This window comes from Nitrosomonas eutropha, from assembly GCF_003201195.1.
Classification (GTDB): domain Bacteria; phylum Pseudomonadota; class Gammaproteobacteria; order Burkholderiales; family Nitrosomonadaceae; genus Nitrosomonas; species Nitrosomonas eutropha.
In genome coordinates this window covers 13039-35059 of sequence record NZ_QICQ01000011.1, presented here as the reverse complement: position 1 = coordinate 35059, position 22021 = coordinate 13039, and the positions used below count along the sequence as shown (strand labels likewise).

At 50.8% G+C, this 22021-nt stretch carries 17 protein-coding genes and 4 pseudogenes; 14 read left to right on the top strand and 7 right to left on the bottom strand.

Annotation, left to right across the window (positions count from 1 at the left end):
• Positions 1-6: 6 nt before the first annotated feature.
• The 6 genes and pseudogenes from C8R14_RS05635 to C8R14_RS05610 form a co-directional block, all read right to left on the bottom strand.
• A complete protein-coding gene (locus tag C8R14_RS05635) occupies positions 7-1017 on the bottom strand; it encodes a YncE family protein (RefSeq protein ID WP_011634759.1) in 1011 nt (336 codons plus the stop codon).
• 63 nt (positions 1018-1080) lie between these two features.
• Positions 1081-1834, bottom strand: a pseudogene (locus C8R14_RS05630) (IS5 family transposase).
• A gap of 79 nt (positions 1835-1913) precedes the next feature.
• Positions 1914-2093, bottom strand: a complete 180-nt coding sequence (locus tag C8R14_RS05625) for a hypothetical protein (RefSeq protein WP_041353530.1) — start codon at positions 2091-2093, stop codon at positions 1914-1916.
• An 88-nt stretch (positions 2094-2181) separates the two neighbouring features.
• Positions 2182-2853 (bottom strand): Bax inhibitor-1/YccA family protein, encoded by a 672-nt coding sequence (locus C8R14_RS05620; protein ID WP_011634760.1) that lies wholly within the window; start codon positions 2851-2853, stop codon positions 2182-2184.
• Positions 2854-3096: 243 nt separating this feature from the next.
• Positions 3097-3967 (bottom strand): annotated as a pseudogene (locus C8R14_RS05615) (IS256 family transposase); the annotation flags it as partial.
• 95 nt (positions 3968-4062) lie between these two features.
• Positions 4063-4197, bottom strand: coding sequence for an aldehyde dehydrogenase family protein (locus C8R14_RS05610; RefSeq protein WP_277985858.1), 135 nt, complete (start codon positions 4195-4197; stop codon positions 4063-4065).
• 74 nt (positions 4198-4271) lie between these two features.
• Between C8R14_RS05610 and C8R14_RS05605 the strand changes: the two are divergent.
• From C8R14_RS05605 to C8R14_RS05565, 10 genes and pseudogenes are all read left to right on the top strand, one after another.
• Positions 4272-5421: pseudogene (locus C8R14_RS05605) on the top strand (IS3 family transposase); the annotation flags it as partial.
• Between the two features lie 76 nt (positions 5422-5497).
• The gene (gene codA, locus C8R14_RS05600; protein WP_041353531.1) at positions 5498-6787 is read left to right on the top strand and encodes a cytosine deaminase; all 1290 of its coding nucleotides are present in this window, start codon (positions 5498-5500) and stop codon (positions 6785-6787) included.
• A gap of 303 nt (positions 6788-7090) precedes the next feature.
• A pseudogene (locus C8R14_RS05595) lies at positions 7091-7663 on the top strand (transposase).
• 30 nt (positions 7664-7693) lie between these two features.
• Positions 7694-10078 (top strand): heavy metal translocating P-type ATPase, encoded by a 2385-nt coding sequence (locus C8R14_RS05590; protein ID WP_011634768.1) that lies wholly within the window; start codon positions 7694-7696, stop codon positions 10076-10078.
• 474 nt (positions 10079-10552) lie between these two features.
• A complete protein-coding gene (locus C8R14_RS05585) occupies positions 10553-10825 on the top strand; it encodes a hypothetical protein (protein WP_011634769.1) in 273 nt (90 codons plus the stop codon).
• 453 nt (positions 10826-11278) lie between these two features.
• Positions 11279-11482: a GFA family protein gene (locus tag C8R14_RS14365; protein ID WP_074456288.1), complete on the top strand. Its 204-nt coding sequence runs from the start codon at positions 11279-11281 to the stop codon at positions 11480-11482.
• A 582-nt stretch (positions 11483-12064) separates the two neighbouring features.
• Positions 12065-13309, top strand: a complete 1245-nt coding sequence (locus C8R14_RS05575) for a PepSY-associated TM helix domain-containing protein (RefSeq protein WP_011634770.1) — start codon at positions 12065-12067, stop codon at positions 13307-13309.
• Positions 13310-13367: 58 nt separating this feature from the next.
• Positions 13368-13730 (top strand): hypothetical protein, encoded by a 363-nt coding sequence (locus tag C8R14_RS13355; RefSeq protein WP_143000386.1) that lies wholly within the window; start codon positions 13368-13370, stop codon positions 13728-13730.
• The gene (locus C8R14_RS13350) at positions 13724-13861 is read left to right on the top strand and encodes a hypothetical protein (RefSeq protein ID WP_160803617.1); all 138 of its coding nucleotides are present in this window, start codon (positions 13724-13726) and stop codon (positions 13859-13861) included. The genes C8R14_RS13355 and C8R14_RS13350 overlap by 7 nt, the downstream gene beginning before the upstream one ends.
• A 26-nt stretch (positions 13862-13887) precedes the next feature.
• Positions 13888-14310, top strand: a complete 423-nt coding sequence (locus tag C8R14_RS05565; protein ID WP_011634773.1) for a TolC family protein — start codon at positions 13888-13890, stop codon at positions 14308-14310.
• Between the two features lie 7 nt (positions 14311-14317).
• Here the strand turns inward: C8R14_RS05565 and C8R14_RS13345 are convergent, their stop codons facing one another.
• A complete protein-coding gene (locus C8R14_RS13345) occupies positions 14318-14509 on the bottom strand; it encodes a hypothetical protein (protein WP_143000387.1) in 192 nt (63 codons plus the stop codon).
• Between the two features lie 367 nt (positions 14510-14876).
• Here C8R14_RS13345 and C8R14_RS05560 point away from each other — a divergent pair, with 367 nt between their 5' ends.
• The 4 genes from C8R14_RS05560 (at position 14877) to asnB (ending at position 21877) form a co-directional block, all read left to right on the top strand.
• Complete coding sequence (locus C8R14_RS05560) at positions 14877-17177, top strand: TonB-dependent siderophore receptor (protein ID WP_041353532.1); 2301 nt, start codon at positions 14877-14879, stop codon at positions 17175-17177.
• Positions 17178-17348: 171 nt separating this feature from the next.
• Positions 17349-18026, top strand: a complete 678-nt coding sequence (locus tag C8R14_RS05555; protein WP_011634776.1) for a class I SAM-dependent methyltransferase — start codon at positions 17349-17351, stop codon at positions 18024-18026.
• An 85-nt stretch (positions 18027-18111) separates the two neighbouring features.
• Positions 18112-20055, top strand: coding sequence for a pyridoxal-phosphate dependent enzyme (locus C8R14_RS05550; RefSeq protein WP_011634777.1), 1944 nt, complete (start codon positions 18112-18114; stop codon positions 20053-20055).
• Between the two features lies 1 nt (position 20056).
• Positions 20057-21877 (top strand): asparagine synthase (glutamine-hydrolyzing), encoded by a 1821-nt coding sequence (gene asnB / locus C8R14_RS05545; protein ID WP_011634778.1) that lies wholly within the window; start codon positions 20057-20059, stop codon positions 21875-21877.
• Positions 21878-22021: the final 144 nt, after the last annotated feature.

Here is a 22021-nt window from a genome sequence, read left to right as displayed (position 1 = left end):
TGCCGTTTATGGATTGCTGGATACAGCAAGCCAAAATGGGGATTGGCCTTGCGTCGGCAGTTGTTTCACGACTTCCAGTGTTTGTGTATCTATCACTACGACCTGGCTGGGGTTCGTGACGCCGACATAAATCAGACGTCCGTCATGGCTGGCACGCACGCCATGTGACCCCTGTCCGACATCAATCCGTTTGACAACTTTGAACGTTATAGCATCAATGACATCGACCATAGGGTCAGCCGTTGCACCGGTAAAAACATACTGGCTGGCAGTCACGGCATCTATACCGGCATGCCCCCGGCCAACAGGAATTACCGCCAGTATTTTTTGCGTCAAGAGATCAACAGCGGCGACTTGACCAGTGAAATCACGAATCCAAAGTGTCTTCCCGTCGTCCGATAGATCAAGATTATGCGGCTGATCAATGCCAGGTAGCGAAAATTCATCTGTTTTTTCCAAGGTCCGCATATCGAGTACAGCAATGCTGCCACTGCCTTGCAGGGTGACATACGCCCGTGTGCCATCGGGCGTGAAACGTACGTTGTGAGGTGCTTTGCCAACAGGAATGACCTTACCCACTTTTTGCGTGGCAAGCTCAATGACAGTGACCGTTCCATCTCCGGCTCCGACAGCCAAGCCCTGTTGGTTATCCGGACTAACCGCCACTCCCTGTGCAATTGGACCAACGTCAAAAGTTGACAGGAGTTTGCCACTGGTTGTATCCAGCAGATAAACATTGGATGAACCTGCTTCGCTGACCAGCAGGTGGCGGCCATCAGAACTGACAGCGTGGTAATGGGCGCCAGGCACGCTCCAGGTGGTTCCTGTCTGTAGGTTTTCCACCACACCATCTGTCTGCAAGGTGACGTAAACCGGAGTGGGAAATAGTGAATGAGGCTCAACCGCATCGGCCGTATTGATCATCAAGGCGGCAAAAACCAACCCTGTTACGCAACGGAAAACAATCCAATACAGTTGCCGCAAGGAAAAAATAAAAGGAATTATTAAAGTGATCATGTGATTCTCCTGAATGTAAATATACTTTATGTTACTGCGTTACAAATATATTAGATAATGTAGTCACAAGATATCTGCCCAGAGGGCGGACATCTAATTTGTACGGCGGCAAGGAAAGAAGAGGTATTTTGGGTGTGTCTGTAGCAACGCTACTTTTTGAGATGAAGGAAAGTATTTTCGGCGAAATACCTCAGCTTATACAGCACTTGATCATAATGCCTTTGCGTCCTCCGGTTCTTCTTTGGAGGAATAACAACCTCCACTCCCCGTTTTTCCGCCTGTTCAATAATGGCATTACTGTCATGCCACGATCTGCCAACAGATGATCTGCATCCATCCCTTCGATCAAGCGGCCAACTTGCGGGCAATCAGCAGTGGTACCTTGTGTAACAAGGATTCTGACCGGCATACCATGCGCATCCACGGCCAGATGTATCTTGGTGTTGAGCCCCCTTTCGCCCGATTCATCTCCTGATTATCCCCTCTGGCCCCGCTGGCATGTGGGTGAACCTTGCCGTGACTGGTATCTATCATCAGCCATTCATAATCCGGATCATCCATCAGGATTTCCAGCAGTTTTTCCCAGATACCCTTGTCACGCCAGCGAATAAAACGGCGGTGGGTATTGCTCCATCCCCCGTAGTCCGGGTAAATCCCGCCATGGGGCTCCTGTTCGCATAATCCATAAAACAGCATTGATAAACCGGTGATTATCTGTAGCTATCCCTCCCCATGCCCCTTCTCTACCTGGTAAATGCTCCTCAAGTAGCGACCATGCCTTACCTGAAATATCATGCCTACGATGGGCTGGCGTCATATGAAATCCTTTTAAAAAATAAAAGGATTTCATATCTTTAGCCTCATGACTACACTATCCAGTACCAGAAAAACTTAACTTAAACTAACTTAATTAACAACATAATAAATAAAATAATTATTATCAGAGGAACGATAACAGCCTTCCAATCCGAAGAAGTCGCTTTAGGGCTGTTCTTCATCATTTCCAGCGCTTTAGGAAATAAAATTATTAAGAACATTATTAACGCTAACGCAGAGCCAATTTGCATCCAATCCATACCCAAACCTCTGTTCCTTCCACTTATTCCACTCTAAAAACAAAGCCCCGGCTTGACCGGGGCTTTGTTTAGCTAAAGTAGCTGACAACTAATCATCATTACCCATAATCCCTAAAATTTGCATCAAGCTGATAAAGATATTGAAAATGGTCATATATAACCCGATTGTTGCTAACACATAATTAGTTTCGCCACCATGAATAATACGACTCGTGTCATATAAAATGAAACCACTCATGATGAGAATAACTACAGTTGATATCGCTAATGACATTGCAGGTATTTGTAAGAAAATATTTGCCAGAGCAGCAAGTAAAACTAACAAAAAACCTACCATCAAAAACCCACCCAGGAAACTAAAATCTTTTCGTGTGAAAAGAGCATAGGCAGATAATCCTATAAATATCGTGCCCGTGCCCGCTAGTGACAATGTAATGATATCGCCACCATTAGGCAGAGAAGCATACATGGTTAACATGGGACCTAATCCAAATCCCAATAAACCTGTAATCAGAAAAACAATTCCGATTCCTGCTACAGATTGGGCAAAACGAGGTAATACAAACATTGCAATCAGCATGGCACCTATCACAGAAATTAAATATGTCATCGGTGGCATATTTAAGAACATTGAAAGCCCTGCAGTTAGACTGCTGAACAATAGCGTTAACGATAACAGCATGTAAGTGTTACGCAATACCTTGTTAGTCGTTAAAGCAGATGATGCGCTATGAGCAACTGTTGAATAGCTTCGATTCATTTTAATGATCTCCAAATATAAGTATACAAATTACTGCTGTTTTTGTTATAGCAGGCTATATTGACCCAGATGCCTTATTTATAGTTCATCTTGTAAGTATAACTCAGTAGCGTTTAGTTTTTTAAATTGGTGATTTCTCTCTTGTAAAATTTATTAACAAAATCCAGATGAAAGAAACGAGTTTGACCTGGTCAAGCAAAACCGGACAACCCGGTTAAGCAGAGCCTGTAAAGCTTTTTGTGTAAACACCTTGCGCTGTTTGGTTGCCTTGCGGATGACGCTGTTGAGCGACTCGATGGCATTGATCGTATAGATCACCTTACGAATCTCAGGCGGATAATCAAACAGGGCAATCAGGTTGGGCCAGTGGGTGTTCCACGATTTTCTGATTTGCGGGTACTGCTTGTCCCACTACTCGGCAAAACGCTCCAGAGCAAGCTGCGCTGCCCCTTCGGTGGGCGCGCTCCTGGCAAACCTCCTTCAGAGCGGTCGTAACGGCCTTGTAATCCTTCCAGGATACGTATTTCAGTGAGTTGCGCACCACATGCTGCACAATGCACAGTTGAACGCGTGTCTGCGGGTATTCAGCAGCGATAGCATCGGGGAAACCCTTGAGTCCGTCCACGCAGGCAATCAGGATATCTTGCAGCCCGCGATTCTGCCACTCAGTCACAGCATCCAGTACGCGCTCTGTCACTTTGGAGACCAGGGTAGGCGACACATCAGCGTCGTACATTTCCCTGAACGCATCAACGATGTCGCGCGTGCTCATGCCCTTGGCGTAAAGCGCCAGAATCTGGTCATCCATCTGCGTTAGACGCGTCTGGCCCTTGCGCACGATCTGTGGCTCAAAAGTACCAGCCCGGTCACGGGGCACCTCAATACCAACCTTGCCATGAGCGCCCTTCAGTTGCTTGGATGATGTGCCGTTGCGGCGGTTATCTGAACCACGCCCGGCAGGATCATGCCTGGCATAACCCAAGATGCTCGTCCAGCTCGGCTCCAAGGACTGCTTCAACGGTCATTTTAACTAGCTGCTGGGCAGGCTACCCAGATCTGCTTCAGATTTGATATTTTTTGCCAAGCGGCCAATATGGACTTGCAACTGGTTCAGGCCGAGTTAATTCATTTGTCAGTAGTCATGGAAAATTTCTTCACAGGGGATGAAGGCTCGGACGCTTACACAATAGATTTTACAGTCTCAGCTCGTTATTCTAACGAGACATAAACACTTTTGACTTCTGTGTAGTTATCAAGGGCATAAGATCCCAATTCACGGCCGATTCCAGATTGTTTAAACCCGCCAAACGGAGTTGCGACGTCAAAAACCTGGTAACAATTCACCCACACCGTATAGTGGCCCCCGATTTTCAGACAATAAATTAAGGTGGTAACCTGCTGCAACTGAGGAGCAGGTTATGAGCGAAACGAAGCGCAAGAATTTTAGTGGCGAGTTCAAGGCCAAGGTAGCACTTGAAGCGGTCCGTGGCATCAAGACGGTTAACGAAATTGGCCAGGAGTTTGGGGTTCATCCGACACAGGTTGGTATGTGGAAGAAGGAGCTGCAAGAGCAGGCATCCAGCCTGTTTGATTCCAAGCGCGGCCCAAAGCCTGCCGACCCGTCAGCTAGCCCGGAGCGCCTGTATTCCGAGATCGGGCGGTTGAAGATGGAACTGGACTGGCTCAAAAAAAAGTCCGGGATCAGCCAGTAGAAAACCGCAAGCAATGGGTCAGCGCCATCGAACCACTGGCGCTGACCCGGCAATGCGAACTGGCGGGAGTTAACCGCTCCACGGTCTATGCGCCGCACATGGCCGCAAAACCGGACGAGCAGGAATTGGCACTGCTGGGACTGATTGACGCCGAATACACACGTCATCCGTTTTACGGCAGCCGCAAGATCAAGCATTATCTGCGTGGTTTAGGTTACAAGATCAACCGCAAGCGCGTACAGAGGTTGATGGGCATACTGGGCCTTGCCGGCATGGCGCCGGGGCCGAATACCAGCCGCCCGCACCCGCAGCACAAAGTTTATCCGTACCTGCTCAGAGGCGTGAATGTGATCCGCCCCAATCAGGTATGGAGTACGGACATCACATACATCCGCTTGGCACGCGGGTTCGTGTACTTGGTGGCCGTGATCGACTGGTACTCGCGTAAAGTGCTGTCGTGGCGGTTATCGAATACGCTGGATAGCGGATTCTGTGTGGACTGCCTGGAGCAGGCATTGCAGACATATGGAACGCCCGAGATATTCAACACCGATCAGGGCTGCCAGTTCACCAGCGAAGCTTTTACTGGCGTGCTGTTAAAAAAAGAAATCGCCATCAGCATGGACGGGCGTGGCCGGGCCTGGATAACATCTTTGTGGAACGGCTCTGGCGCAGCGTCAAACACGAGGACGTGTATCTGAAAGGTTACGTCACGATGCCTGAATTGCTGATAGGTCTGACAGAATACTTTGTGCTTTACAACACAGAAAGACCGCACCAATCGCTGGGCTACGACACGCCAGATCAGGTATACCGTACAGCGAGTGGTGGCGGAGCAAGGATTGTGGACAAATATAGTGAGAAAGAAAAATCTCACACAGAAGTAGAAACAAAAAAAGAAACCGAAAACCGGGGCAGCGCCGTTCCGCTGCATGAAGAAGGTTACCCTCTTAAACTCGATACATTATTGTCTTGACGGAGGGGTCCACTATAGACAGCACGATGAAACAAGTGAGATTTCAGTCGATAAAGGGGTGATCAAGCAGATCGGAAAAAACCTGCCCAAGGCCGACGAGGAGATTGATCTTCAGGGTCGACTCGTAATCCCGCCCTATGTGGATGCCCATTTGCATTTGGATTATGTATACACTGGCAAAAACGATGGGGCCATGAACTCAAGCGGCACACTGTTTGAAGGTATTGCACGCTGGCATGATGTGAAAAAAACTCAAACCTTCGAAGCGGCCAAGGAACGCGCGTTGAAAGGTATTAATGAAGAGGTCTCCAAGGGTGTCCAGTTTATCCGCACGCATATTGACGTAGATGACCCCAAGCTGACAGGTTTGAAAGCTATGCTGGAAATACGCGAGCAACTCAAAGACAGTATTACCATCCAGATTGTAGCTTTTCCGCAAGAAGGGATGTATGCCTATAAGGGCGGCGAAGAAATGGTTGAAGAAGCGTTGAAAATGGGCGCAGACTGCGTCGGGGCCATCCCGCATTTCGAATGGGCGCGCGAGATCGGCGAAAAATCCATCCACCGAACCGTAGAGTTAGCCGTTAAATATAACAAACTGATCGATGTTCACTGCGATGAAACCGATGATGTTATGAGCCGTTTTGTTGAGTTGCTCAACGCACTGGTGATGTCTGAAGGTATTGGCTCCCGCACAGCGGCCAGCCATACTTGCTCTTTTGGCTCCGCAGATAATGCTTATGCTTTTCGTATGATGAGATTATTCCAAAAGTCAGGGCTGAATTTCATCTCTTTACCAACCGAAAATGCTTATCTGCAAGGCCGACAAGATACCTACCCAAAGCGTCGTGGTCTCACCCGCGTGAAAGAATTATGGGAGAGCGGTATCAATGTCTGTTTTGGCCAGGATTCCATCAATGATCCTTGGTACCCGGTAGGTAATGGAAATATGATGAATATCCTGGATAACGGTATTCATCTGGCACAGACAATGTCGTTCGATGAATTAGATCGATGCCTCAATCTAATTACATCCAACGGTGCCAAAACGCTGAATGTTGAAGATCAGTATGGCATCGAGGTGGGTAAACCGGCTAACTTTATCGTCTTGAATGCAAAATCGCCATTTGAGGCCGTACGCCAACGGGCTGACGTATTGGCATCTATCCGCAACGGCGAATATCTATTTAAGCGTCCTGAACCTCGCTACGAGGTTGAATTCGATGCCTTTGAAAAGATTAGCTAAATAAATACTTGACAGAAAATCTAACTTGGCATTAAGAAATAATAAGTTGCGGATTTTTTCTGGAAGGGAGATTTTCTGAATTTAGTCGATGTGAAAGAGGAAGAAAATGAGCTAAATTCAGAAAATCTTCGTCGTCACTTGCTGGCATAAAAATACCATTACGAAAAAACCTCGCATCTTGGCACTCCTGAGTGTTTGAAATTACTTGACCAATCACTAGGGTCTATTCCTGTTTAATCTCAATATTGATTTAAAGAAGCAAGCTCGTGTCGTTGTAGCTCTCACCGGTAATACGAGCTTGCAATGCCCCAATTACTGATCAATGCTGAGTTCTGGTCGAAGCCACTGACCATTTTGCTTCACAATAACCTCTACAACAAGCAAGATTTGCGTACGACTGTCGAAGGCATGCTGTACCGCATGCGCACTGGTTGTTCCTGGAGAGATTTACCCAAGGCATTCGGGAGCTGGAACAAGGTTTATAAACGATTCACCGCCTGATCTGCCAGTGGAAAATGGCTCAAGGTATTTCAGGCTCTGGTGGACACGGAGTGGGTTTTCATCGATGGTAGCGATATCAAGGCTCACCAGTGTGGGTGCAGCTCAATCCATTGTTGCAGACAAAGACTATGACAATCAGGCCATACGTGATCAAATCGAACAACAAGGTGCCAAGACAGTCATTCCAGAGAAGTGGAACTCCAAAACAGGTAATGCAGATCCGGCCCGAGGACTGTACCGATACCGACACCTGGTAGAAAATATTTTCTGCACAATTGAATCAGTTCTGGGCGGTGGCCTCGCGCTTTGGTAAACTCAAAAAACTACGAAAGCCTCGTGGCTATGGCCTGTGCCTTTCTGTGGTTACCCATGTGATGGGAACAGACCCTAAATAAGGAGTCGCATATGCGTACCGATACCCCCCCTCAACACGAGCATCATGACCATCAACATGATGATCACTGTTCCCATGCCGTATTCACAGACACTACAGCACACGAAGATAACTCAGAAAAACCATTTACGGACCCTGTGTGTGGAATGGAGGTGTCACAAACCAATCCACAAAAAACCGTGGAGTATAAGGGCAAGGATTACTTCTTTTGTAGCACCCAGTGCATGGAAAAATTCAAGGTCACTCCCGAAACCTATTTAGGTCCACTCGAAATTCATACTGCAGCAGAGCTTCCAGCGGCAGGAGCGATATATACCTGCCCCATGCATCCGGAAATACAACAGGATCATCCGGGGAGCTGTCCGAAGTGTGGCATGGCGCTCGAACCCTTGATGCCCAGCCTTGAAGACGACAACCCCGAGCTAAAAGACTTTACGCGCAGATTCTGGTGGACGCTGCCCTTTACTATCATCGTCGCGGTGCTTGCGATGTTCGGTCACCAGCTAGGGTGGTTCAACATGGTTACGCAAACATGGGTAGAGCTGGTGTTATCGCTCCCGGTGGTATTGTGGGCAGGGCAGCCGTTCTTTGTACGGGGCTGGCAATCGGTTGTCAACCGCAGCCCCAATATGTGGACGCTGATTGGTCTCGGTACGGCGGCTGCATTTGTCTATAGTACTGTGGCAACGCTAGCGCCAGGAATTTTCCCTGAAACCTTCATGTCCATGGGGCGAATCGCCGTTTATTTTGAAGCAGCGGTAGTGATTATTTCGTTGACGCTTCTGGGTCAGCTCCTTGAGCTACAGGCTCGATCACAAACGTCAGCAGCAATCAAATCGCTACTCGGTTTGGCGCCGAAGACGGCGCGGCGCATTAACCCGAACGGCACAGAGGAAGATGTGCCATTAACCCACGTTCATGAGGGCGACCGTTTACGGGTGCGTCCCGGCGAAAAAGTACCGGTCGATGGTATAGTCGAAGAGGGCAGCAGTTCTCTGGATGAGTCCATGCTGACGGGCGAATCACTTCCCGTGAGCAAACGCGCCGGTGACAAGGTGATTGGCGCGACAATGAACACCTCTGGCGCTCTGGTCATTCGCGCAGAGAAGGTGGGTTCTGCCACTGTGCTGTCGCAAATTGTGCAGCTCGTTGCGCAGGCACAACGTTCACGTGCGCCAATGCAACGCATGGCTGATCTCGTTGCCGGCTATTTTGTGGTGGCTGTAGTGGTTATTGCCGTGGCCACGCTGATTATTTGGGGTTTGTTCGGCCCTCAGCCAAGCTGGGTGTATGGCTTGATCAATGCTGTCTCCGTGCTGATTATCGCTTGTCCATGCGCACTGGGACTCGCCACGCCAATGTCCGTTATGGTAGCAACCGGACGGGGCGCGACACAAGGCGTGCTGTTTCGCGACGCAGCTGCCATTGAGAACTTCCGCAAGATCGATACCTTGATTGTCGACAAAACCGGCACGTTAACAGAAGGTCGGCCGACTTTCGAGCAGGCTGTACCCGCCAGTCATACGACAGCCGATGAAGTGTTGCGACTCGCTGCGAGCTTGGACCAGGGCAGCGAGCATCCGCTTGCACATGCCATTGTGAATGCTGCTCGCGAGAAGGATCTTGCACTCAGTACCGCTAATGATTTTGAATCAAGTAGCGGCATTGGCGTTCGAGGTCAAGTCGAAGGAAAACACCTTGTATTGGGCAATACTGCGCTGATGCAGCAAGAAAACGTTGATGTCACAGCAATGGCCGGTACGGCCCAGTCCTTGCGCGAAAAGGGGGCAAGCGTCATGTATTTGGCAACAGACGGTCAACTGGCAGGCTTACTGGCCGTCTCAGATCCGATTAAACAGAGCACACCGGAGGCTGTGCAAGACCTCAAAGATGCCGGAATTCGTATCATCATGGCAACAGGAGACGGCGTGGCTACGGCCAAAACCGTTGCGCAGCAATTAGGGATTGATGAGGTGCATGGCGAGGTCAAACCAGCTGACAAGCTTGACCTGGTGACAAAACTTCAGTCTGAAGGTCGGGTTGTTGCTATGGCTGGCGATGGTATTAACGATGCTCCGGCACTAGCAAAAGCCAACGTGGGCATTGCGATGGGCACTGGGACGGATGTAGCCATGAACAGTGCGCAGGTAACACTGGTCAAAGGAGATTTGCGCGGCATCTCGATTGCACGTCACCTATCCGAGCAAACAGTTGCCAATATGAAGCAGAACCTAGGCTTCGCGTTTATCTACAACGCTCTGGGCGTGCCGTTGGCAGCTGGAGTGCTGTACCCGTTTGTCGGCCTTTTACTCTCCCCCATGTTTGCCGCATTGGCGATGAGCTTGAGCTCTGCTTCAGTAGTCTTTAACGCGCTTCGTCTCCGTAATTCAGATTAGAAGCTGCCGTAAAAAGCCAAACGGGGCTTGGTGACAGTTTAAAAGTACGCCGTAACCTTTACGCGCCTGCCTTTCTTGTTGAAGCTAAACGGGTTGTTGCTCTCTAATTCGAGCATGTTTACGTTCAGTTTTAAGATCACTCTTCATCTTCTCGGCAATGATTTTATGCTGAAATTCAGATTTTTTCAGCAGAGCTTTTGCTCCATTAAAATCTGACGGTCCATGGATCCATAATCCCTATAATTATGTTCCCGATAGTTTGGCCGATTTTACTCCTGGCGCACCTATGAACGAGGATTACCGCTCCAATAATCGACCTTACCGAGCCAGATATGTTTGAGATTGTTACCGGTCCAGTGCTTGCTGATGTCATGTTGATACTTTGCACAGTCAGGCACCAGATGGCGCATTGGCCACGCTGCTGCGTGTCGAAAATTTACCCGACCATCCGATCTGGTCGGTACTGATCAAATCGTGCTGCTTAATCTCACCAATAATCTGCTGTACGATCTTGCAGTCAGGGCAACGCCGGCCTCTTTTAATTCACCTGCGATCCCTTTACAACTGATGCCAGGAGGCTACGAGCATAATCCTCTGTTCTTCTCTGCTGCAGCACTGACATTTCTTAACGGGCTGGCGTCTGACCAGACCTTTGCATTCACCGTTCCAGATAACATCAAATTACGCTACGTGCAGTCGATCGGTAATGTAAACGGTATATTGTCTACTGCTGTTAGGCTTGTTTAACATAATTGTGTCCGGTGCCGGACATCATGCCTGGCTCGCGTGGCATGATGGGAACCACACAGGAATCACTACTCCATTGATGAGCGTTTCCGGGGCTTTTATAACGGTTATTTTTAAAATTTATCAGTATAATCAATAAGTTACAGTAACTAACAATTCCGAACTTTTTTGAAGAACTTGTGGTCATTTGTCCAACGCATCTGTCGGACAAGTTAAATCCCTTCTCGATGTGCCATAACTAGCTGTAACAGCCTGCATTTGAAACAGGGTCAAACTAGCATTCAGCGCAATTTTCAGCCAGCAATAGCCGCATCTATTCACCCCCGCAACCCAGAGATAACTGCAAACGAGCCTGCATTTAATCTTTCTAAACCAGGAATAACTGCGACTGACAGCTAAACGGTTTCAGGACGTCGCGCAATATGCAACTTATTAAGTATCCGAGGAGGCGCGGTGATTCTTCGTGCAAGTTGTCTATGTCAAAGCATCATCCTTGAAATCGATGGTCCTGTTCACGACATGCTGTTTTGTCACTGTTCCATGTGCCGTAAAGCTCATGGAGCAGCCTTCAGAGCACGAGGACGAGTAAAAACAGCGAATCTTCGATGGGTACGAGGCGAGGAACTGATTGCGCTTCTACGAATCATTTCCAGGTGAACACAGGGGCTTCTGCTCAGTCTGTGGTTCGAATATCTTCACCAAATATTCCTCACAGCGATAAGAACCAGGCCTTGCACTTGGAATACTTGATCATGATCCGGGTAACAGGCCTACTTGCCACCTGTTTGTTCACTCAGAAGCACCGTGGTACGAGATTACGGATTCTTTACCGCAATATGATACCTTCCCTCCTGGTTACACACCTAACCAGATCAAAGCTAATTGCTTGAAGTGGAAACGTACTATTACTGCCGCGTGCTCTGCTCGTTCGGATCGGTGCCATGTCCGCCGATACAGCAGCGCGGGTGCTGCAGGTAGCATGCCGGCCTTAGCGTGCTTTATTTCCATTTTCTTAGGCGACCCCTATCACGTCTTCTTCGTTTGCTTCTCGCTATCGAAGAAGCTGTTGTCTGAAGGTACCCTGAATCGAAAGGCCCAGACAGGTCAATATTAGTCACTAATGCGACAATTTGTCGCATTCTAAATTAACGGATTTGAAAGGATAATCGGTATATAACAAACACTGGTGCTGTGTTTGGGCACCATTGTAATTAAAGTTAGTTAAATAATTAATCATACATGATGACATTAAAACGCTCTTTTTGGGTTTGGCTGCACCGCTGGGCGGGGTTGGTCATGGCCTCTTTTCTGATCATCGTGGGTATTACCGGCAGTCTGCTGGCGTTTTACCCTGAGCTGGAACAGCTGATCAATCCCCAGTTTTATCCCAAACAAACGCTGGCGCACAAGTTGGATGTCGCCACACTGGCTGAACTAACCGAGCAGCGCATTGCTTCTCATGGCCAGGTTGATGTTATTGCACTGGAAGGCAATCAGGGCGCCACACTGGCTGGCGTGAGCACACGCCTGGACAAAACTGGTCAGCCAGGTGAACTAGGATTCGATCAGATCATTCTTGATCCTTATACCGGTGAAGAACTGGTGCGGCGCCAATTCGGCGCAATTTCGGAAGGAATGACCAATTTCATGTCATTCATTTACCAGCTACATTACGCCCTTGCGTTGGGTTCATTTGGCATGTGGGTGCTGGGCATTTGTGCCCTGATCTGGACGCTGGACTGTTTTGTCGGGTTTTATCTGACCCTGCCGCAGCGCCGCCGCCAATCCACGTCAATGGCTTCTGTTCACTCTTCCTGGTGGCAACGCTGGCAGCCTGCCTGGAAAATCCGCTGGCGATCAAGCCCTTACAAACTCAATTTCGATCTGCATCGTGCCAGCGGCCTGTGGCTATGGCTGATTTTGCTGACTTTCGCCTGGTCCAGCGTTTACATGAATATGTGGGATACGGTTTATACCTGGACGACGCGTGCAGTGCTTGAATTCAAAGCTCCCTGGACTGAACTGGAAAAGCGGGAGATTCCGCTGGCTGCGCCCAAGATCAACTGGCGGGAAGCACAATCCATCGCAGAGAAACTGATGGCTGAACAGGCAGATCAACATGATTTCGCGGTTGAACGGGTGGTTGCCCTGGCATTGAATCGTATGAATGGGGTGTATGTCTACACCGTGCGCAGCTCCAAAGAGATACAGGATAAGCAGGGAAGGACGAGTATATATTTCGATGCCAATTCAGGTGAGCTCAAACTGGCACTGCTGCCAAGCGGCCAATACAGCGGCAACACCGTGACCACCTGGCTCAAAGCCCTGCACATGGCCAATGTATTTGGGCTGCCTTATCGGATTTTTGTCTGTGTGCTCGGTCTGGTCATTGTCCTGCTATCGGTGACCGGCATTATTATCTGGATGAAAAAGCGGCAGGCTCGTTTCAGTGTGAGCAGTCGTCAACAGGAATCGTCTTATTGAATTCACCAACATAAGTAATTGTGGCCGGTTATCGTGTTGTGTCTGCTGTTGTTCATTCATGGCTGCACCACACCGCCGCCGCGTGAGCTCAGCGACATTGATTTGTCCATTTCGGATCAATGGTTCGCCCAGGTTGCAGCGGACGAATCCGATCAAGCCATGTAATCGGGCTGGGCGTGATCCTTTGATGACCGGTTTACACAAGCTCATCGATCAGGCACTGACGGATAATTTTGACCTGAAAGCGGCTGCGGCACGGGTTGAAGCAGCGATGGCGCAGCATTACTTCATCTTGCTGGAAGCCAGACTGCAGATTCGGGTGGCCGAGCAATCTGTCAGCGATTGCGGCACCATTGCCAGCCTGGTGCGAGACTGGTTTGAACGGGAGCTGCATGCGTACTGGATGTACGGTTGGTGCTGACCGATCTGACGCAGGCATGCTCACAACTGGCACAGGTTCAAAATCAGGTGCAGCTTATTATCCGTCAGCCGGAGATTCTGCTGGGTGTTATCCGGAAGGCGCGATTCCTGCCATCGACACGGCGGTGGTAACCTTATCCGCTTCAACTGTCTAGCAGATGCTTCCCGTACTCCCGCCACAACTACCGGCCGGACTGCCTTCCGAACTACTGACCCCGCGCCCTGATCTACTGGCTTCATTTGCACGACTGCGCGCGACCGATGCCTGTCTGGACAGCGCGTTACCTCCCATCATGTTCACTGCTGCTGGAGGCACACGCGACCAGGCACTGACCAATCTGATTGACCCGAACTCGCTCGTCTGGAATTTGTTTGCCGGCGCGTTCCAGCCGCTATTCACCGGTGGACATGTTCGCGGCGGCATCGCATTGGCTCAGGCACGGGCAACCGAAACCCTGCACCGTTATAAGGAAACTGTGCTCAATGCGTTCGTGAAGTTGAACAGGCGTTGGCAGCAGAAGAATGACTGCGTACGCAGGAAACCCAATTGCGCGCCGCTGTGCAGCAGACGGAAACTATAGCTGACAACTAGCGCTGTATGCCTATCGGCAGGGATTTATTCAGATCCTGACATTGCTGGACAGTTACCGCAGTACATTCAATGCACAAAGCGCCAATCTGGCAGTTCAACGCCAACTGCTCAACAACTGCATCACTCTTTATCTGACGCTGGAAGGCGGCTTTTGAACGATCGACAACCATCCTCAGCAAACGCCTCATTGTGAACACCCGCGTATATGATCATACGAAACCCAGCATGACCGTATCGTCTGGTGATAGTGATTTTGTTCAATCCTGCAAGCTGTTCTGGCTGATACACCGGACAAACTGGCAAAATCAGCTTGTGGGCTCGGATCGAATCGAGTGCGACGTTATGTCACATTCCAAATCCTGTTTTTATTCTGTATAACTTCCCCGCATTAAGTATACAGCTAGCTGTACATCGCCGATATCCATTATGAATGTCAGTCACGACATTGTGCTCAATTTTATCGCCAACATCACGACGAAAGCGGATCTTAAAATCCAGACCGACTCGACCGAGGTAAGTACCCAGCCGGAATCAAAATGATCAGGAGAAAAAAGAATGGAAGAATCCTCTATCACCCTACTGTGGGTTCTCTTAGGAACGGCTCTAAGCAATCCACTGTTTGGGGCTGAAGAAAACCGCGTAGTGAAAGAGGAGCAGGATATGAGGAAAACGTCTGCTTTAGAACAAGGGCGGGCGCATCTGGCGCAGGGCATAAAGATGAGATCCGATTCCATAATGCAAGGACAGGAGACTGCAGATGGTTCCGAGGGAAAGGATGCTGGGCAGGTAGCTCGTGATGTAGAAGTGGCAGTACCCACTGGGTATGTCACGCAGTTGCCGGCGATGACAGTCACTGGCGCCCCTGCTTATCCCGAATCGAGTGGCTACACTACTAACCGCGCTAACAGCCTCACCAGGACGGATCTGCCTCTGAGCGACATCCCCGCCTCAATCCAGGTGGTACCGCATGAAGTGTTGCGCGACCGCGCAGTGACCCAGCCCGGCCAACTGCTAGAAAACGTCAGCGGTGTGCAGACCGAAGCCAGCTACGGTGGGAATCACGGAATGTTCTTCAATATACGTGGCTTCACGACCCACAGCAGCAGTCGCGATGGATTCCAATACAACGGCAACCTGGTTACCCGCGATGTGCAGAACATCGAACGGATCGAAGTGATGAAAGGGCCGTCCGGTACGCTCTACGGCGGCGTTGGTTCGCTAGGTGGCCAAGTTAACACGGTTTCAAAACGACCGCTCTACTACAATTATGGTGCAATCAATCTGCTGTGGGGGAATTACCAGCAATGGCGACCGACCTTTGACATCAACCGTGTCCTGGGTAAGGGTTTTTCCGTGAGATTGAACGGTGCGTACGAGAACAACGGTACCTTTCGTGATGGTGGTGGATTCGAATCATATTCCCTAGCCCCGGCAATATCCTGGCAAGGGGAAAAAACCAGTGTCACGTTATTAGCGGAATACAATCGCTTCGACCAGGATCTATTCGACTTCGGCCTGCCTAATCTGCCGAACTTCCGTCACCTCTCCCGTACCCGTTACTTCGGGCTGCGCAAAGGAGACTACCCTGACCTTCCAGGCGATAGCGGACTCAACGAGACTTACGTGGGTACTGCTATTCTCCATCACCAGCTGAGCCAGACCTGGGGCCTTCGGATCGCCACACAGTACCATAGAGCCACTCAGGATTCGACCCAGTCCTTTCCTGACAACTACCTGTACACTGGCGACAATAAGCTACACTTCACCCATTACATGAATGGCCATGAGTGGTCTCGCGGACACGCTGTGCAAGCTGAGTTGCGCGGACAGGTCTATACCTGGAACTTTGAGCACAACTTGCTGTTCGGCACGGAATACAGAAAGATCGTAAACGGGTTTAACAATACCGACCAAACGAGTTTTGTCCTCGACCTGTTTGATCCTGGCATGCGCTCTGCTCATCACGAGCCCATCATTCCTGGTGAAGGTTATAACGAGGGCCGGGGAGACGATATTGGAATTTATGCACAGGACCTATTGACACTGACATCTGCGGTGAAGTTGTTAGCTGGTCTTCGACTGGATCGTTTCCATAACGAAGCCAAGAGCAGTGATTATACGAATAGCGCGAACCAGATGGCGCTGTCTTGGCAGGTCGGTGCGGTGTGGGAATTAAATCCGACAGCTGCGTTGTTCACCCGTGTGGGTCGGTCGCACTCGCCAAATATTACACGCAGTATCGATGCCAGCGTGTTTAACGCCGAAGTTGGTACCCAGAAAGAAATTGGTGCCAAATTTAACTTTTTTGACCGGCGACTGAACGCTACGCTAGCAGCCTACAAGCTAACCCGTCGTCACATTCTTACCAGCGATCCGAACGACCCTCTACGAAACATCCTTGCAGGACGTCAATCTAGCCACGGCTTCGAACTTGATGTCAGTGGTGAGTTGACACGGCGCTGGAAGGTAATTGCCAGCTATGCCTATACCCACGCCGAAGTGAAAGCGGATGGCTTCTTCCCGGTCGGCGATAAGCTGCCCGATGTCCCTCGGCACAGCGGCAATCTGTGGACGACCTACGAACCCGGTGGTGTTCTGCAAGGCCTCGGTGTGGGCGGTGGCATCTATGCTGCCTCATCGCGCCAGGCAACTCTGCCGAATTCCCACAAACTGGGGGCCTACGTACGCATGGATACCACCGCCTACTACGACACTGGTAACTGGCATGCCCAATTTAACGTCAACAATCTGTTCGACACCAAGTACTACTACGGCGGCGCGAGTGGTGTCTACAACTACACCCTAATCCCCAATCCACCGCGCACATTTTTACTAACGCTATCTTACCGCTTATGAGTCGGATGCTGGTGTTTACTCGATTACGATCTGAATGAAACCAGCATCGCTCTGCTTCCACATTCATCTCGTGGTGCAAATAGCATGGTGGATTCAATCAAAGTCGATCCCTTGATTCGGATTTTAGTACAGCAGGTGAGTACACAAAAACTGCCAAAGGAGGCATAACTCATGAAAATGATTGAACAGTGGTGGACCGAACCCGATACTGGTGACCAGTCGATGGAGGACGAGCATGGTGAGTTCTGGGAGCGAGTTGCCTCGCAGACCTTTGATGTCAGCCTTACGGACAAAATCCTGCTGGATTTTGGTTGCAACCAAGGTGGATTCCTGCGCAAGCTGTACGACGAACACAAATTCCGCCAGGCCGTTGGCGTCGATTTAGCCCGCAGTTCGATCGAAGTCGCCCGTTCGAGATGTGGTGATCGCCCGATCGAATACATTGCCACCGACACTATGGCCGATTTTGAGAACCGGTTCGATATCGCCATCAGCACGGCGGTGATCTATCTGATAGAAGATCTGAGAGACCATGCTCAGCAGATATACCGAGTACTGAAGCCTGGTGGTATCTATTTCGCTACACACCCGGACTACATGAACGACGACGCTGGTACCGAACTGCGAACGGCAATCAATCGCTTCGCCGCCATCAAGGTCAAGGAGCACACCTTGGATGATATCGCTGATGCCTTCATCGGGGTCGGCTTCAAGACCAGCATCAAGCGCATCGTGCCCAAGGGCTACACCTCGCTCTCAAAACCGAGCGCATGGTACCAGAAGGTTATTAACCATGTCGACGCGGAGTATGTCCACAACTATGCCTTCCGCTGTGAGAAGGTACGATGAAAGAGACTGCGGAGGTCTTTAGTGACCACCTTCTTGTGCCATTTTCACTCCCATCATCTTAAACAAGATTAGAGAGTTTCCGACTATGAAAAACATTTATCTATCTGACAGCATCGTCGATCTGAAACGGCACATCCTGGAAGCTGGAGAACGCATACTCGCATTCGGTGCTTGTGGCCCGGAGAATGCGCAGTTTCATCAAGCCCGCTACAAGTTGTACTCCATCGCTAGCTCCGACGTGTCGGTTAGCGACGCGAGCGTGATCGCCGCTGATGCGGACGTTCTTGCTCTAGCCCGCGACGTCTTTCCTATCTCCTGCGACGCCGGTGTTCTCGAAGAATGTCGGATTGCAGAAAATTTATTAGGGGAATCTAACCTGACCTTCGGCAAGATCTATCGCGCCTACCATGGACAGATCTATCAGGGCCTGATGGAGGACGAGCTGACCTGGCTCGAACGTGAAGGTCAGCTGCGCTCCTGTACTGAATCTACTTATCCGTCCGCTGCCACTCAATGCTGTCGCATCGGCTACATAGGCGGTGGCGCGCTGCCGCTTCCGGCCATGCTGTTGGCGCAGCGACTCGGCTATCAGGTCGTGGTGTTGGATCCTCACACCAGATCCGCCGCCTTTGCCACGGAGTTGATTGCCAAGGTGGGGTTGGACCATCTGGTCCGTGTGATTTGTGTCGATGGCAGTAAGTACGATTTCAGTGATTGCGACTTGGTATTCGTGTCGAACTGGATCGCCAACAAGCAACCTTTGTTACGCCATCTGCGGAAGTTCACCAATATCCAGTACTTCATATTCCGCAGCGCGCCCCGTAATAGCTTGGGTTTCATTATCAATGACATGATTGATCCCAATCGTGTGTGCGAACATGGTTTCAGGTTCCGATATCAGACAGAGAAACGACCAGGCCTCTCCCTGATCTCGCTGATATTCAGCCTGCTGAGTCAATCGGAAGCTACCGAATCGACAGAGACCATCCGTCGTGCCGATGACGAGCCAGCCAAGATGGCCACTAGCAGGAAACGACTGGTGGTCGATTCGATCACCGATCTGATCGGTAATACGCCGATCTTGAAATTGAATCCAGCCAAGACTAGCCTGACGAATATCGACTTGTATGCCAAGCTCGAGCACCTCAACCCGTTTGGCTCGATCAAGGATCGGACGGCATGGGCAATGCTACGCCCGCACTTGGGTACTCTGCAGTCCAGTAACAAGCAGTTGTTGGAGCTATCGAGCGGCAATGCAGCGCGTGCACTTCAGGCAGTGGCATCTATCTATGGCAGCGCCCTTGAGACCATTACCAACCGTATCCGTATTCAGGAGATGCGCCGCATGCTGGTAGTACAGGGCGCCAAGGTTTCACCGATGGCGGGAGACGTCGACCCCACCGATGCCATGGCAGCCTTGCTGTACGTCGATGCGCGCGCATACGAGCAGCGCGATCGTTATCTCTATACCGATCAATACCGCAATCCCAACAATGACTGCACCCACTACGCCACCACGGCGCAGGAGATCCTGGAGGATCTCGGGCCGGTCGACTACTTTTTTGCACCAGTCGGCACTGCGGGTTCCAGTATCGGTATCGGCCGGCGCCTTCGGGAAGCGAACGAGAAATTGAAAGTGTCCGGTATCGTTTCGACCAAGGACAGCGCCATTCCCGGCATCCGTCACATGGATGAGATGTTCTACGTCGGCCCCTTTGAGGAACAAAAGTATGACCAGTTAGTTGGCATCACGGCGAGCGAGGCACTTGATGGCATGCTCGCCCTAATCCGTGACTATGGAGTGATGGCAGGCCCTTCCAGTGGCGCCACCTATCTAGCTGCACTGCGCTACCTGCGAGCCATTGATGCCAAACAGACAGAGCGCAAGAGCGCTGTAATCATCGTCTGTGATCGGGTGGAACTGTATCTGAGTTGGATCGAGCAGATGCGTCCCGCGCTGTTCGAGGATTATGAGACACCCGAGGCAGAGCACGCCACCGTTGCAACCTCTGCGACACTGGGGGCTTGAGATGAGCGGAATCGCTGGGTTCGTTGGGCGCGAGACTCCGGCGGCCTTGCGCATTAGGGTAGTCGAGGACATGGTGCGAACCGATGCCATGCAACGGCGCGGGCCGGACAGCCGAGGTACGGTGGTCGCGGATGAACGGGTCGTACTGGGCAATACTCGTCTGCGCGTGGCCGATATACACAATTCTGAGGCAGACATGCCAATGCAGAGTGCCGACGGCATGCTGACCCTGACCTTCAACGGTGAAATCTACAATCATCTCGATCTGCGGCGCTTGTGTCCGGACTATCACTTCCGTACCAAATCGGATACCGAGAGCCTGCTTGCCATCTACCAACGTCATGGCCTGGACATGCTAAGCATGCTCGAGGGCATGTTTGCCTTCTGTCTGCACGATCGGTCGGCCAGACGAACGCTGCTGGCTGTGGATCCAACGGGACAAAAGCCACTGTACTACACGCTTGGGGACGGGGACGAACTGTATTTTGCCTCGGATATTGAGACCATTTTGCGTATCCCTCATCTCAACTTCAGCTGGGACCGCGAAGGTTTGGCCCAGGCCGCGGGCATCATGTTCGTATTTGGCCCCCATACTCATATCCGCGAGATCAAGAAGCTTGAGGCTGGATGTTGCCTGGTCGTCGAACAGGGTGAACGCCCGCGTCATCGGCGCTATCACAAGATCGTCATCGGTGATGAATTGCAACAGGATGTCACCGCAATCACCGAACGTATTCGGGACGCAGTGGCTGCAGGCTGCACACGCTGTTTCGACCTGGAGGTTCCGTATGCCTATTTATTAAGCGGCGGCATTGATTCGTCCAGCGTGGTAGCCCGAGCTAGGAGCCAGGGCTTGGAACTGCACACCTATGCTATCGGTTTTCCCGAATCTGGGTTGAGGGCAGGTGCCATCATGCATAACGAGTTCAGCTACTCTCGGCTGGTGGCCGAAGCCTTCGGCACGGAGCACCGGGAAATTGAGGTGACGAGCCAGATCTATTGCGAGGCCATGGACCGTTGGTGGTCGCTGTGCTGCGAACCGAATGGTGCACCCGAGGCGGTCTGTCTGTTCCTGCTGCTCGAGCAAATCGCCGCCGACGGTTATCGCGTAGCGTTTTGTGGCAGCGGGCCGGACGAGGTATTCGATGGTTACAGTCATGGACACAGGCTGAAAATCACCCCCTCGAGGCTGGTAGCGGGTGCCTATTTCGATTATTTCAATGCGGTGGGGGATATCGACCTCGGGCAACTGATGCTTGAGGTCGATGCTCGCGCCGCCTTCATTTCCGCCGTGCAGCCCTATCTCGATCTGTACGCGCATGATACGCAGGACAGCCAACAGCTCACTTGCCTGCTCGATTATCACGGCGAGTGCGTAGTCTCTGAATATCGTCAGATAGACATGGCCAGCATGGCGCACAGTATTGAAGTCAGAATCCCACTAGCCGACCAGCAGGTCATTCAAAGCGCGTTTTCCTTTCTACCGAGGCTCAAGCACTATGAGGATTCAGAAAAATGGATCTTCAAGCAGGCGATGGCACCCTGGCTCCCTAGCGCAATCTCGAGCCGAAAGAAGATTGGCTTTCCAGTGCCGCAGATGGTATATGCATCGCCCGAGTTTGAGGCGCGTATGGAGAGTTCGCTGGAGCCGGATAGCGGCCTTGATAAGCTTGGTCTGTTTGACATGGCCTATCTCCGACGGGCTTGGCGCGAGCGAGGGAGCCGCGGCTATGACATCTTCTACCGCTTGCACGGTATGGATGTCATCGCACGCCGCCACTCGTCTTACCTAAGTCCCAAAGATCCGACGGCATACCAGTGATAAATACCGCTCAATTCAGCATAAATGGAGGCACCCAGAAAGACCAGCTCGATCTGATGTCAGTGATGTCTACGTTATCCCTATGCGGATTACGACACCGACGGCAGGTCGAGGCTGAACCTCTGGCGATCCAACTTTACCAGA

Excerpts from the sequence above, each read along its gene's own strand:
- C8R14_RS05625 (WP_041353530.1), bottom strand. The coding sequence starts at position 2,093 with ATGGATTGGATGCAAATTGGCTCTGCGTTAGCGTTAATAATGTTCTTA.
- C8R14_RS05555 (WP_011634776.1), top strand. The coding sequence starts at position 17,349 with ATGAAAATGATTGAACAGTGGTGGACCGAACCCGATACTGGTGACCAG.
- C8R14_RS05565 (WP_011634773.1), top strand. The coding sequence starts at position 13,888 with ATGCTTCCCGTACTCCCGCCACAACTACCGGCCGGACTGCCTTCCGAA.
- C8R14_RS05550 (WP_011634777.1), top strand. The coding sequence starts at position 18,112 with ATGAAAAACATTTATCTATCTGACAGCATCGTCGATCTGAAACGGCAC.
- C8R14_RS13345 (WP_143000387.1), bottom strand. The coding sequence starts at position 14,509 with ATGAGGCGTTTGCTGAGGATGGTTGTCGATCGTTCAAAAGCCGCCTTC.
- codA (WP_041353531.1), top strand. The coding sequence starts at position 5,498 with ATGAAGAAGGTTACCCTCTTAAACTCGATACATTATTGTCTTGACGGA.
- asnB (WP_011634778.1), top strand. The coding sequence starts at position 20,057 with ATGAGCGGAATCGCTGGGTTCGTTGGGCGCGAGACTCCGGCGGCCTTG.
- C8R14_RS05560 (WP_041353532.1), top strand. The coding sequence starts at position 14,877 with ATGGAAGAATCCTCTATCACCCTACTGTGGGTTCTCTTAGGAACGGCT.
- C8R14_RS05590 (WP_011634768.1), top strand. The coding sequence starts at position 7,694 with ATGCGTACCGATACCCCCCCTCAACACGAGCATCATGACCATCAACAT.
- C8R14_RS05575 (WP_011634770.1), top strand. The coding sequence starts at position 12,065 with ATGATGACATTAAAACGCTCTTTTTGGGTTTGGCTGCACCGCTGGGCG.
- C8R14_RS05620 (WP_011634760.1), bottom strand. The coding sequence starts at position 2,853 with ATGAATCGAAGCTATTCAACAGTTGCTCATAGCGCATCATCTGCTTTA.
- C8R14_RS13355 (WP_143000386.1), top strand. The coding sequence starts at position 13,368 with ATGGCTGCACCACACCGCCGCCGCGTGAGCTCAGCGACATTGATTTGT.
- C8R14_RS05635 (WP_011634759.1), bottom strand. The coding sequence starts at position 1,017 with ATGATCACTTTAATAATTCCTTTTATTTTTTCCTTGCGGCAACTGTAT.